This is a genomic window from Nitrospirota bacterium (genome assembly GCA_016194305.1).
GTDB lineage: Bacteria > Nitrospirota > Nitrospiria > JACQBW01 > JACQBW01 > JACQBW01.
In genome coordinates, this window is record JACQBW010000011.1 from 74,921 (window position 1) to 88,283 (window position 13,363).

The following is a 13,363-nucleotide window of genomic DNA, read 5'->3' on the forward strand; positions in this document are numbered from 1 at the left end:
AATTTGATATTGTGCGCAATTGAAGCGGGTCTATTGGATAGACTCAACTTAAATTTGGAGATGGAATGGGAACCCACATGACAGAAGATTTAGTAATGAATTCATTGAAAAAGGTGATTGAGCCCGAGTTGTTTAAAGATATCGTTACCCTGAATATGGTGAAAGATCTCAAAATTAATGGCAAGGACATTTCATTAACCATTGTTCTGACGACCCCTGCTTGTCCCTTGAAAGGGGAAATTCAAAATCGAGTAGAAAAGGCGGTTAAAGAGGATTTCCCGGACGCGGGCAAGATTGATATTCACTGGACCTCCAATGTGACTTCTGGAAAAGCGGGAGGAAAAGAGAATCTCATTCCGACCATTAAAAACACGATTGCCGTGAGCAGTGGAAAGGGAGGCGTCGGTAAATCGACAGTTACAGTGAATCTGGCCGTGGCTTTGGCGCAAGCGGGCGCAAGAGTCGGCTTGCTCGATGCCGATGTCTATGGTCCGAATATTCCGTTGATGATGGGAGTTTCGAAGGCGCCTGTATCCGAAGGGGGAAAACTGGAGCCTGCAGAGAGCCACCAGGTCAAATTTATTTCGATGGCCTTCATGGTTGAAGATGATACCCCGATTGTCTGGCGCGGACCGATGATTCACGGAGCAATTCAGCAATTTCTTCGGGATGTGAACTGGGGAGAACTGGATTATCTATTGATCGATCTTCCACCTGGAACAGGTGACGCACAGCTCAGTATTACTCAACTGATTCCATTGACCGGGGCGATCATTGTGACCACGCCACAGGATGTGGCGCTTCTCGATTCAAAAAGAGGTCTCGCCATGTTTCAAAAGGTCCATGTTCCTCTTCTGGGAATCGTGGAGAATATGAGTTATTTCTGCTGTCCGCACTGCCACGAAAAAACTGAAATATTCAGTCGTGGGGGTGGTAAAACTGCAGCTGACAAGTTAAAAGTCCCGTTTCTTGGAGAGATCCCGATCGATCCGGCTATTCGGGTAGGGGGAGATACTGGCCGTCCGATTGTCGTTTCCGACCCCGACTCGCCCCAGGCCCGATCGTTTGTTCAGATCGCTGGTCTGCTGGCGGCCCAGATCAGCGTGATGAATGCAAAAGGATCTACGCTAAAAATCGTCACGGTCTGATTAAGCCAGTTTAAAAGATAAGGTCTGGTCGGCCGCATCGACTTTGACCTTGTTTCCTTCTTTGAATTCACCCGAAAGAATTCTAAATGCCAGAGGGTTCAGAATATCTCTCTGAATCAGTCTTTTTAACGGTCTGGCTCCATAGACCGGATCGTATCCTACTGATGCAAGATATTCTTTTGCCGCATCGGTCAGCGTAATCTCGATTTTCTTTTCTAAAAGGCGCTTCTTAAGTTGAACGAGCTGGATATCGACGATTGTTTTTAATTGTTTCATCGTGAGCGGGTGGAAAATAATAATATCGTCGATCCGGTTTAAGAATTCAGGTCTGAAATGCTCCCGTAGAACTCCCATAACCCGGGTTCTCATTTTTGTTTCGTCTTTGGCCAGTTCTGAAATCTCCTGGCTCCCGAGATTGGAGGTCATGATGATAACCGTGTTTTTAAAATCGACCGTTCTTCCCTGACCGTCTGTCAGCCGTCCATCGTCTAACAGCTGAAGCAGGACGTTGAAAACATCGGGATGCGCTTTTTCAATTTCATCGAATAACAGGACCGAATAAGGTTTCCGGCGGATCGCTTCCGTGAGCTGACCCCCTTCATCAAATCCGACATATCCGGGAGGCGCGCCGATCAGCCGTGAAACCGAGTGTTTTTCCATATATTCCGACATATCGATCCGGATCATCGCTTCATCCTGATCAAACAAAAATTCCGCTAAGGCCCGAGCAAGTTCTGTTTTCCCAACTCCGGTTGGACCGAGAAAAATAAATGAACCCAGTGGCCGATTGGGGTCTCCGACTCCCGCTCTTGAACGGCGTATTGCGTTAGAAACCGCTTCAATGGCCTCTTCCTGGCCGACGACTCTTTGTTTTAGCCGTTCTTCCATCTGAACCAGCTTTTCAATTTCCCCTTCCAGCATTTTCGAAACCGGAATGCCGGTCCATTTGGAAAGAATATGGGCGATATCCTCTTCATCCACCTCTTCTTTGAGCATTCTCTTGTCAAATCCCTGCAATTTCAGATTCGCGTTCTCAAGCGACCGGGTTAATTCAACCAGCCGGCCATATTTTAGTTCTGCGGCCCGGCCGAGATTACCCTCCCGTTCGGCCTTTTCGGCTTCCAGCTTTGCGTTTTCAATCTCCTCTTTTCTCTTCCTGATTTCCTGGATGATTTCTTTTTCCATCTGCCATTGAACTTTTAATCCGCCGCTTTCACTCTTGAGGGAGGCGATTTCCCGGCCAATCTTATCCAGTTTTTCAAGTGATTCAGAGTCTTTCTCTTTTTTAACCGCTTCCCGTTCGATTTCGAGCTGGAGTATTTTTCGCTCGATTTCATCCAGATCCGTTGGCATGCTGTCGATCTCCATTCTGAGTTTCGAAGCCGATTCATCAATCAGGTCAATTGCTTTATCAGGAAGGAAACGGTCTGAAATATAACGATTTGAGAGTACCGCTGCGCTGACGATTGCCGAATCCTTGATGCGTACGCCATGGTGGACCTCATAACGCTCTTTCAAACCCCTCAAGATGGAAATTGTCTCTTCCACGGTGGGTTCATCGGCTACGACCGGTTGAAAACGGCGTTCCAGCGCGGAGTCCTTTTCGATATATTTCCGGTACTCTTCAAGTGTGGTCGCTCCGACACAACGAAGTTCTCCTCTTGCCAAAGGGGGTTTGAGCATATTCGATGCATCCATAGCCCCTTCTGCGGCACCTGCTCCCACCAGCGTGTGAAGTTCGTCAATAAAAAGTATAATTTCTCCGGCCGCATCGACCACCTCTTTTAAGACGGCTTTCAGGCGTTCTTCAAACTCCCCCCGGAATTTAGCGCCGGCAATCAGCGCCCCCATATCGAGTGCAACGACTCTTTTATTTTTAAGTCCTTCCGGAACATCACCTTTGGAGATCCGCTGGGCCAATCCTTCGACTATGGCCGTTTTCCCAACTCCGGGTTCGCCAATTAATACAGGATTATTTTTTGTTCTGCGCGATAGCACCTGAATCACTCTTCGAATTTCCTCATCCCTTCCGATGACCGGATCGAGTTTTCCTCTTCGTGCGGCGTCAGTCAGGTCCCGGCTGTATTTTTGGAGCGCCTGATATTTGTCTTCTGCATGCGGATCGGTAACACGCTGTGAGCCCCGCACCTCTACCAGTGCTTTTAAAATAATTTCCTTGTAAATGCCCTGCGAACGAAGAATCTTTCCCGCTGCGCCCTGGTCTTCGGACGAGGCGATCAAAAGATGCTCGGTGCTGATATAGTCATCCTTGAGGTAATCCGCTTCTTTCTCAGCCTTTTCAAATGTTTGTAACAGACGTGGTGCGATAAAAATTTGTCCGGAAGAGATCCCTGCACCGGTGACTTGCGGCAGTTTTTTTATTTCTGATTCCAGATCCTTCTTTAATTTTTCGATGTTCGCGCCGAGTTTTTTAAGAATCGGGAGGATTATTCCGCCCTCCTGATCGATCAGGGTCAAAATAAGCTGTTCGAGGTCAAATTGCTGATGGTTTCGCTTTTCCGCCTCTTTTTGAGCATTTTGAAGCGCTTCCTGTGTTTTGACGGTGAGTTTCTCAGGCCGTATCATCTTGTTTTCCTTCCATTTTCAAGTCATAAAAAATACACTCATTCACTCTGTATGATAATGAGTATTTGAGGCTGAAATCCGGAAAGTCAAGGAACGAAAGATTAAATTGCACTTTTTGAGAGATTTAAGTACCTTATCTTCGATGAGCGGATCGTTTGACGAATTAGTGGACATCATGACGCGCCTGAGAGGTGAAAAGGGTTGTCCCTGGGATCAACTGCAGACCCACAAAAGTCTCATCCCCTATCTTATCGAAGAGAGCCACGAAGTCATCGAGGCGATCGATTCAGAGGATCGAGGTCATCTGACAGAGGAGCTGGGAGACCTTCTGCTTCAGGTCATATTTCACGCCGAGATCGCGAGGGAGAAGGGGGAATTTTCAATTGAGGAGGTACTGAAGGGATTGATTGAAAAATTAAAGTCGAGACATCCTCATGTCTTTGGTGATACCAAACTTCATTCCGCGGAACAGGTTCTTATGAACTGGGAAAAAAACAAAATGATGGAAAAAAGTGGAAGCCGGGAATCCTGTCTCGACGGGGTTCCTCCTTCACTTCCGGCGTTGATGCGGGCTCAAAAAATTCAGAAAAAGGCATCCAAAATCGGTTTCGACTGGACCCAAAAAAAGGAAGTTGTTGCCAAATTCGAAGAAGAGTGGAAAGAATTTAAAGGCGCGTTGGAAACAAATTGTTCTGAGGAGATTGAAGACGAAGCAGGAGACCTCTTCTTTACTCTGGTCAATCTCGCCAGAAGTTTAAAACTCGACTCCGAACAACTCCTGCGAGGATCAACGGAAAAATTCATCAAACGCTTTCGAAAGATGGAAGATGAATCCAAAAGAAGGGGTGTTTTGCTTGAAAATCTCACAGCCGAAGAATGGGATCAGCTCTGGTTAATGGCTAAGAAACAAGAGGGTTCGTCCTGAAGTTTTTGCCTAAAGTACCCGCCTAACTTGCATTTTCCTGGAATGTCTTCTATACTTTAAAAAAATGAAATACTTAGGAAAATAAACCACTTATGCCTACCTACACCTGCCGTCTCGCCACGGCAGATGGAATCATTAAAGAAGAAAAATACGAAGGTGTTAGCGAAGAGACTTTAAAGGAGTCCCTGGAAAAAAAGGGATTCCTTGTTTTTTGGGTTAAAAAGGAAGCGGGATTTAGCCCCAAAAATATCCAGTTTCTGTCGAACAAGAAAATCTCGTCTCAGGAATTTCTGATTTTTAACTATGAATTGTCCGCTTTGATCCGTTCCGGTCTTTCTATCCTGAAAGTATTTGATCTTCTCGAAGGAAGAGCGCTTATTCCCGGCTTTAAGCTGGCCCTCCAAGGCGTTCGAAAGGAGATTGCAGGAGGCTCCACCATCTCGGACGCGCTTGCGCATTATCCGCGCTATTTTCCTGAAATCTATATCTCTTCGATCCGGGCTGGAGAAAAAAGCGGAAATCTGGTTGAAATTTTAAATCGGTATATTCTCTTTTATAAGAAGATTCTGGCGGTTAGAAAAAAGATTGCGACCGCTTTAACCTACCCTCTTTTCTTAATGGTAGTTGGCGCGGGGGTCATCCTCTTCCTTCTGACGTATGTTTTGCCGACGTTTTCCGAAATATATTCCGATGCGAGACAAGAGCTCCCGTGGATCACCCAGGCGCTTATTTCGTTTGTTCATTTTTTAAAAGCCCGGTTCATCTGGATTATTCTCGCAGGAGGAGCATTTTTCTTTATTTCGAAAAAGTGGTTTTCGACGGAAAAGGGAATGGAATTGAAAGATACACTTATTCTCAATGTTCCTACTCTCGGAGAGATTGTCAAGACGCAGCAGGTGGTTACGATTGGACGTACGCTGGCGACCATCCTGAGCGGAGGAATAACCCTGGTCACAGGGCTGGAAATGGTCGCGCAGTCGCTCAACAACAGGAACTTTGCGAAAAGAGTTCATTTTTCCATCCAGAAAGTCCGTGAAGGATCTACGCTCTCGGCGGCCTTTGGTTCAGCAAACCTGATGCCCAAAATTGCGCTGGAAATGATCGATGTCGGCGAAACGACCGGATCGCTTGAAGATATGCTAAACCAGATCTCCGATTTTCAGGAAGAGTTGTTAGATCAGAAACTGACTCGAATTACGACCTGGGTTGAGCCGGTTTTACTACTCGTCATGGGCGTATTGGTTGCCATCATCCTTGTCGCGATGTATCTTCCCATATTCAATTTGGCGGGGACCCTCAAATGAGAATTGTACCGAAAAGCAGCGATTCAATCGTTAAAAAATTAATTGAAAAAGGATGGGTCAAAGAAGAGACGATCCAGACTCTTTTTCCTGATGGCGTCGGGGGCAAAAACATCAACGTCGTTGAAGAGCTTCTTAAATCTGAAACGGTCTCGCAGGAGCAGATGGCGACACTCTTTTCAGAATTGTTCCAGCTCCCTTATGAACCGCTCAAAGACTTCAGAATGGACCAGAAATTTTTCCAAACGATTCCGGTGGAGCTGATGTACCGGTACCCATTTGTCCCCTTTGAAGAAAATGACGGCATTTTGACCATTGTGATTTCGAATCCTATTCATGCGTCTGCCCTGGATGAATTAGAACTTGTCTTGAATAAAAGCCTGAAATTTAAAATTGGAACCCGGCAAAGTATCCTGGACACGCTTAAAAAATCGGAAGGTTCAAGCCAGGTTTTGAGAAAAATTGAGGAAGATTTTAAGCCCCAGCTAATTCGGGAAACGGACGAAGGGGAAGAGTCCCTTTCAATTGAAAAGCTTTCCAAAGATTCCAGTCCGGTCATCCGGTTGGTCGACACGATTATTTTAACGGCACTTCAGAAAAGGGCCAGCGATATACATATTGAAGCTTCTGACCGGCAGGTGGAAGTCAAATACCGAATCGACGGAGCCCTCTATCAGGCCATGGAACCGCTTGATGCTCAGTTTCATGCCCCTTTGATATCCAGAATCAAAGTTATGTCGGAACTCGATATTGCCGAAAGAAGAGTTCCGCAGGATGGCCGGTTTAAACTCAAACTGGATAATAAGAAGGTCGATTTCCGGGTGTCAATTTTGCCCAGCATTTTCGGTGAAGACGTGGTGATTCGAATTCTCGACAAAGAATATATTGCGACGGATATTAACGAACTCCGCCTGGAACGTCTCGGGTTCAATCCGGGAGATTTGAAAAAATTCCGAAAAGCCATCATCGAACCCTACGGCATGGTTCTTGTCACGGGACCGACCGGAAGCGGAAAGACGACCACATTATATGCCGCGATCACCGAAATCAAGAGCTCCGAAGATAAATTTATCACAATTGAAGATCCTGTCGAATATCAGTTGGGCCATGTCGTACAGATTCCGGTCAATGAGAAAAAGGGACTGACGTTTGCCCGGGGACTTAGGTCGATCCTCCGGCATGACCCGGATAAGATCATGGTTGGAGAAATCCGGGATGCTGAAACAGCGCAGATCGCAATTCAGTCGGCATTAACCGGTCATCTGGTTTTTACAACTGTTCATGCGAATAACGCGTTTGACGTGGTCGGTCGATTTACCAATATGGGAATTGAACCATACAATTTTGTGTCATCGCTCAATTGCATTCTGGCCCAAAGACTGGTCCGAACCCTCTGCATGGATTGCAGGGAAGAGGCCCCGATCTCAAGTCAGTTGATGGAAGATTCCGGATTAACACAGGATGTCGTATACACCCACAAGTTTTATCTTGCGAAAGGCTGCCCGGAGTGTAATGGAACCGGTTTTAAAGGAAGAAAAGCCATTACAGAATTTCTGGACCTCTCGGATACCATCCGGGAGATGATTCTTGTCCGTAGGCCGGCCTCTGAAATTAGAAAAGAAGCGGTAAAAGAAGGAATGACAACACTTCGGCAATCCGGTCTGGAAAAAGTATACCGGGGAGAGACCACGCTGAGAGAAATCAACCGGGTGACCTTTATAGAATAGGCGTTTGTTGAAAAGGCTTCATTTGCTTTGTTCTCGTCGCTCGGTAATCCTCACGTACGTTTTATGTGCGCTCCGGTTGCCTCGTTCCTGCGGCCTCGCAACTAAAGCCTTTTGATCAAGCGCTTTTCCAGGCACGGGATAAATCTATCTAAAATGATTAAACCTGGTTACATTTTAATCAGAAGCTTTTTGACAAGTTTGAAGAATTGAGTTGTATTTAGTGAGGTATAAAACATGACGCTCTTTTCATCCTTAAAAGCAGGATTGCATATTGGCAAGGATTACCTTTCTTTTGCTATTTTAAAACAGAAAAGAGGAGGATTCGAGATTCAGGATTTCGAGCTGATCTTTCTATCCAAGAATGCGGTCCGCCATTCGCCAACCGAATCAAATATTTTAAGCAGCCAGGAAATCCGGGATCATCTTCAGAAAGTATTTGCTGACCGGCCGGAAATCAAATCAATCTCTTTGAGTCTTCCCGATCTCAGTTCCCGTATGGTGCTCATTGAAATCAAGAACGAAATTCCTCCTCTGATTGAATTGAACCAGATGATTAAATGGAATATGGAGCAAAAATTCGTCACGGAAATCGGAGAATCCCGCTTCTCCCATCAGCTGATCGGCCAGTCGGACAAAAGTTTTAAAAATAAGGCTGAATCGGGAATTTCAAAAAAATACTTCCTTATTCTTGGAACCGCCGTTTTAAAGAATATCCTTGCTGAATACGAAGGCCCGCTGCTTTCATTTCAACGGATTCCAAAAGTCATCAATTCTGCATCGCTCAATATCTTTAACCTTTATCATGATCTCATCTTCGATCAGTATAAGAGCGAAAACTTCCTTTTTTTATCCGTATTGGACAACTATTTTACATTGATGGTTTTCGAAAAGAAAATTCTACAATATATTCGGACCGTCGGATTGCGGAGCTCCGAAGACGGTATGGAAGGAAAGATTGATGAGAACAACCAGCTCAAAATCGTCAATGAAATTGAAACCGCCTTGCAGTATCATTATCGAGACGCAGAGTTAATTTCCGAAGTTCAACTTTATATGACCGGTCTTCGGGAAATTCCGAATTCGGTTTTGGACGCCGCCGGGCGGCACCATTTAAAAGTCTTATTATTGACGCCGCGGCTCTTTCCCGGGTTGGATAGAAATGAACTGATTAGAAATGGGGATATGTTTCAGCTCTCTCCGGCCATTGCCGCTGCGGCAGGAGCAATCATTTGAAGTTTACGACCAATTTTTCAGAATTTCCCAACCGTTCAAAGCAAGTGTCGAAATGGGTTCTCGCAGTCCTGGCTCTGGTCACGGTCGGCTTCCTCTACTATTCCTATCGGCTATCGGAATGGAACCGGTTTGAGACGAACCACCTTCAGGCCAGCATCGATCGTCTACAACTTTTAATTGAAAAAGAAAAGAGTGGAGAAAAAGGGACCTCCGATGCCAAGAAACTCGACCAGAAAGTGGCATTGGTCAATGAAATTATCATAAAAAAGTCATTTTCTTGGACAGGGTTTCTAAATAGCCTTGAGAAAGCGACACCGAAAGACATCTCCATTAAGAAAATCGAACCGCATTTTAATGATTTTTCGGTTAACCTGTCGGGCGAGGCGTTGACTTTGAAAGAACTTACTAATCTGATTCTTTCCCTGGAGCGGAAGCCGCAATTCAGCAATGTCTTTCTATTAGATCAAAAACAGACGATCAACAACCGGACCGACTTTTTGATTCACCTGAATTATAAAGAAAAAGATAAAATATGAATTTGTTTAATCGTTTTGAAATGTATAAGAGAGAAGCCGTTGTCGCAATTATATTGATTGGGATCATATTTTTTTCCTTCTTTTTCTTTTTGCAGGCTTCAAAACAATCTCTTGAAAATAAGGAAGTACAATGGAAAGAGACGCGGAAACAGATGGATGCTGTTCTGCGGAGAAAAAAGGTGGAACGGGACCTCGACCAATTTGTCAATCTGCTTGAAGATCAGCAGAATTATGCGGACGTGATTAATCGGCCGATGGTCATCGCCAAAAAATATCATCTGACGGTTCCTTCGGTTATTTATCAGAAAGAGAAAGTGGAACAAGAATTCCTGCGGGTTTCTTTTGCTTTCTCGGTTATTGGCAAATACGAATCGATTCGGGAATTTATTGCGGATATTGAATCAGCTAAATCCCTCTATGTGATTGAAGATATGAATCTTGGTAAATCGAGCAAGGAGGGGAGCCTGCTTGAACTTCAATTGAAAATGATCACGTTGTTAAAAACAAATAAAATATGACACAGACTCGAAAAACGCTGGCACTCCTGTTTCTCATGGCACTCTGGGTGGCGGTATTTATTTATCAATACAACCATCAGCTGGAGGAGAAACATCTCCCTTTAAAATATAAAAAAGGAGATGTTTCTCCTCCAGCGGCTGTTTTCAATTCTACAGACTCCACGGTCCGCCTTGACCTGCTCAGGGCGTCCCCTCAGCCATTGACCATCACGAAGAACATATTTGAACCGATTCATATTTATGTTCCCCCTCCGCCCAAAGTGGAGCCTCCTCCTCCCCCACCTCCAGTTTATGTCCCCCCTCCTCCGACTCCTGAGGAGATTGCCAGGGCACAAGCAACAAAAAGTCTCTCGGAATTTAAATATTTGGGCTATCTCGACAGGGGAAAAAGCAAAGAACAAGGATTCTTTTCCCGCGGGGGTGAGCTTTTTAATGTCGGCAAGGGCGAGACAATTGTGGGGAGTTTTATCCTGAAAGATCTAAATCCCAATCAAGCTGTCCTAAGAGATAAAGCGACCGGCGTAGAATCGACGTTGATCCTTTCTCAATAAACCACTATGACCGAGTTTATTGTCATTTTGATTACCTGTCCATCGTCGGAAGAGGCCGAAAAAATTACCAGGATTCTCGTTTCGGAAAAACTAATTGCGTGTGGAAATATGATATCCGCGGTGAATTCTCTTTTTTACTGGCAAGGAGAAATTTCTCAAGAAAAAGAAACGCTGATTGTCGCAAAATCGGTAAAAAACCTCTTTCCTGCGATAGTTCAAAGAGTAAAATCGCTTCATTCCTATACGGTTCCGGAAATTATTGCACTTCCTCTGGTTGAAGGGTCGGAGGAGTATTTACACTGGATTGAAGAAACACTGCTATGATTTTGGATGCTCATTGAAACACCGCAGGCTGCCTACCTGCGTCAAAACTGCACCTACGAATCGTGTATTGAGAGTATGGACCAGAGTTGTGGAATTCTGGAAGAAAGAGAATATCCGGTTGCGGTTAGAGACTTAACATTTTCTGTCTTGGGTGGTACTTATTAATAGCTTGTGTTTTTGGTCCGAAGTCGATTATTCGGAAGCAGAATTTACTTCTGCGCGACATTAAATGAATTCATTTTTGGAACAAATGCTCGACGCTCAATAACGGTGGGATATTTAGTCTTATCGTCATCATTGGCAACATAATCCAGGTAAATATCCACCTCTAATTGTTTTGTGCCATGAATAATACTCAAGTAGTTTTGTTCATTAAAATAAGTAGTAATGATTTTGGTGTTATGGGGTGGTAAAAATATACTGTGATGAATATCGGTCTCAGCGTGATTATCTAAATTAATAACCAGGCGGGTTTTGACAAAAGCGCCGATAGCTCCGGAATTTTCAAGGATATTTACTAATTCGTACAGTCCCCCTTTTGTTTTCATTTCCGTTTTCAAAACATATACGTCTGGCTTGTCCTTAGATTTCGAAACAATTCGAGGGGACTTTTGACGTCGTTTTATTAACAAGCCTTGATTCGTCGCAGTTAGACTTTGAACGAAGTTATTTCTCTCCTCCAATTGATTACTTAATTGCACGTTGTTATTTTCTAGTTTTTCTGCCTTTATTTCAATTCTTGCAATCTCTTTATTTTTGTCCTGAATTTCTAATTCGTGTTCGCTCCAGGAAAAATAGGAAGAAAAAACAAAATAAATAGTAAATCCAAAGAACCAAAATAACATCTCATTAAGCTTTGGAAAGCTAAAATATTTTCTGAAAAAACGATTATAAACGAAGGAAATTGTTCCAAGGCTTATTAACGTATATATCGTATGCAGATGCCATACAATTGATTTGAGCCACAATTTGATCTCATATAGGTGTTGTAGCATCTTGGAATAGTACCAAAACCTTACCAGTGTATCAAAGATAATCACTTCTAACCTACACTGTTTATTGACGGAACAGGACTGAAGAGGTCTGGAAGAACTAAAATATTCCATCTTTTAGCTCCAGTTAATGATATTTAAAACTTGTTGGGAAAATAAAAGCTTTTCTAAAACCAAAAAATATATCATTCTGTTCAAGTAATACATTGGGGAATCGTAAATGAAGAAGAGTAGATGTTATTTCTTTTTGGCTATTCGCTTGGCAATTGTGTTTCTGATTAGTATTCCCTTTCCCAGAATGATAAGGGCGGGTGTCTCCAACAATGATTTAATCGCATCTGGAAGCGCTCACACATGTCGGACTCAATCAAGTGGGATAGTGGTCTGTTGGGGAGACAATCGGTATGGACAGCTTGGTGATGGATCAATGGTAAACTCATTAGTGCCTGTAAAAGTTATCGGATTAACTGAAGCTGTTGCAATTGCTGCAGGGGATTGGCATTCTTGTGCGGTGCTAAAAAATGGGGAAGTAAAATGTTGGGGAGCGAATAAATTGGGTCAGCTGGGATATACTGGTTCCCTCGAGCCTTCACCAAAGCCTATCTCAGTTCATATAAATTCGGCCACTCAAATTGTTGCGGGAAGAACGCACACCTGTGCTTTGTTAACCGACGGGACTGTTTCCTGTTGGGGGGACAATAGAAACAGCCAAACTGGAGTTCAAAGAGAGTCCATGGCAAAACCTTCTTTACCTGTCATCGTTCCTAAAATTATGAATGTTGTTTCGATAGCTGCTGGGAATGAACATTCCTGCGCCGCACAGTCAGATGGAAGTCTATTCTGCTGGGGAGATAATCATTTTGGGCAACTAGGTACAGGTATCCAAGCCCATCAATTTTTTCCACCGAGTAAGGTTCCGATATCTGGAGAAGCTCTTGTAGTTACGGCAGGGCGTCGCCATTCCTGTGCCCTGCTAAAGGATCATACAGTACAATGTTGGGGAAAGGGATTTGAGGGGCAGCTCGGCGATGGCAGAAAAAAAGATTCACTAACTCCTGTCAAGGTAACAAATCTAAATCCTAATGGAGTTTTAATTGCATTCAATCATATTTTGACCATTTCATCCGGGAGCCAACACACCTGCGCACTCTTGGAAAACCGGGAGGTTCATTGTTGGGGTAGCAATTATTCTGGTCAATTAGGCACATTTCATGAAGATTTTTCTCCCCAACCAGTGTTTTCAGGTCTATCCGATGTAGTCTCCTTGAGCGCAGGAGGATGGCACACCTGCGCGATTTTTTCAAATGGAGAAACTAAATGTGTTGGCAAATTACAACCAACAGGCCCCGAGGACTAGGTATCCTGGATTCAAACTTATAAAAGCCAAAAAAGACATGTGACGTTGCCATTTCCAAAGTTTCATGTGTTGTACACACATAGAATTGTCCCTAACATGGTCGCATTACCTCGGCCTTCCAGATATCGCTCGTTGTTGCGCAATTTGAAGTATTTCGATGTTTCA

12 protein-coding genes are annotated in these 13,363 nt (G+C 44.1%); 10 read left to right on the plus strand and 2 right to left on the minus strand.

The window, feature by feature from the left end:
- The first annotated feature begins 65 nt into the window (after positions 1 to 65).
- Positions 66 to 1,148 (plus strand): Mrp/NBP35 family ATP-binding protein, encoded by a 1,083-nt coding sequence (locus HY200_05100; protein MBI3594316.1) that lies wholly within the window; start codon positions 66 to 68, stop codon positions 1,146 to 1,148.
- Here HY200_05100 and clpB read toward each other — a convergent pair whose 3' ends face one another.
- Entirely contained in the window at positions 1,149 to 3,731 is a 2,583-nt protein-coding gene (clpB, locus tag HY200_05105; protein ID MBI3594317.1) for an ATP-dependent chaperone ClpB, read from the minus strand.
- A gap of 145 nt (positions 3,732 to 3,876) precedes the next feature.
- Between clpB and mazG the strand changes: the two genes are divergently transcribed.
- The 8 genes from mazG to HY200_05145 all read left to right on the plus strand — a co-directional run bounded on the left by mazG (position 3,877) and on the right by HY200_05145 (position 10,849).
- Positions 3,877 to 4,659 (plus strand): nucleoside triphosphate pyrophosphohydrolase, encoded by a 783-nt coding sequence (gene mazG, locus HY200_05110; GenBank protein MBI3594318.1) that lies wholly within the window; start codon positions 3,877 to 3,879, stop codon positions 4,657 to 4,659.
- A gap of 92 nt (positions 4,660 to 4,751) precedes the next feature.
- A complete protein-coding gene (locus tag HY200_05115; GenBank protein MBI3594319.1) occupies positions 4,752 to 5,963 on the plus strand; it encodes a type II secretion system F family protein in 1,212 nt (403 codons plus the stop codon).
- The gene (tadA, locus tag HY200_05120) at positions 5,960 to 7,687 is read left to right on the plus strand and encodes a Flp pilus assembly complex ATPase component TadA (GenBank protein ID MBI3594320.1); all 1,728 of its coding nucleotides are present in this window, start codon (positions 5,960 to 5,962) and stop codon (positions 7,685 to 7,687) included. Before HY200_05115 ends, tadA begins: the two co-directional genes overlap by 4 nt.
- A gap of 234 nt (positions 7,688 to 7,921) precedes the next feature.
- Complete coding sequence (locus HY200_05125; GenBank protein ID MBI3594321.1) at positions 7,922 to 8,920, plus strand: hypothetical protein; 999 nt, start codon at positions 7,922 to 7,924, stop codon at positions 8,918 to 8,920.
- Positions 8,917 to 9,456 (plus strand): PilN domain-containing protein, encoded by a 540-nt coding sequence (locus HY200_05130; protein ID MBI3594322.1) that lies wholly within the window; start codon positions 8,917 to 8,919, stop codon positions 9,454 to 9,456. The genes HY200_05125 and HY200_05130 overlap by 4 nt, the downstream gene beginning before the upstream one ends.
- The gene (pilO, locus tag HY200_05135) at positions 9,453 to 9,974 is read left to right on the plus strand and encodes a type 4a pilus biogenesis protein PilO (GenBank protein MBI3594323.1); all 522 of its coding nucleotides are present in this window, start codon (positions 9,453 to 9,455) and stop codon (positions 9,972 to 9,974) included. Before HY200_05130 ends, pilO begins: the two co-directional genes overlap by 4 nt.
- On the plus strand, positions 9,971 to 10,525 hold the full coding sequence (locus tag HY200_05140; GenBank protein MBI3594324.1) for a hypothetical protein: 555 nt from the start codon (positions 9,971 to 9,973) through the stop codon (positions 10,523 to 10,525). The genes pilO and HY200_05140 overlap by 4 nt, the downstream gene beginning before the upstream one ends.
- Before the next feature lie 6 nt (positions 10,526 to 10,531).
- On the plus strand, positions 10,532 to 10,849 hold the full coding sequence (locus HY200_05145; protein ID MBI3594325.1) for a divalent-cation tolerance protein CutA: 318 nt from the start codon (positions 10,532 to 10,534) through the stop codon (positions 10,847 to 10,849).
- A gap of 209 nt (positions 10,850 to 11,058) precedes the next feature.
- Here HY200_05145 and HY200_05150 read toward each other — a convergent pair whose 3' ends face one another.
- Positions 11,059 to 11,817 carry a hypothetical protein gene (locus HY200_05150; GenBank protein ID MBI3594326.1) on the minus strand — a complete coding sequence of 253 codons (759 nt, stop codon included), beginning with the start codon at positions 11,815 to 11,817 and terminating at the stop codon, positions 11,059 to 11,061.
- Positions 11,818 to 12,268: 451 nt separating this feature from the next.
- Between HY200_05150 and HY200_05155 the strand changes: the two genes are divergently transcribed.
- Positions 12,269 to 13,198, plus strand: a complete 930-nt coding sequence (locus tag HY200_05155) for a hypothetical protein (GenBank protein MBI3594327.1) — start codon at positions 12,269 to 12,271, stop codon at positions 13,196 to 13,198.
- Positions 13,199 to 13,363: the final 165 nt, after the last annotated feature.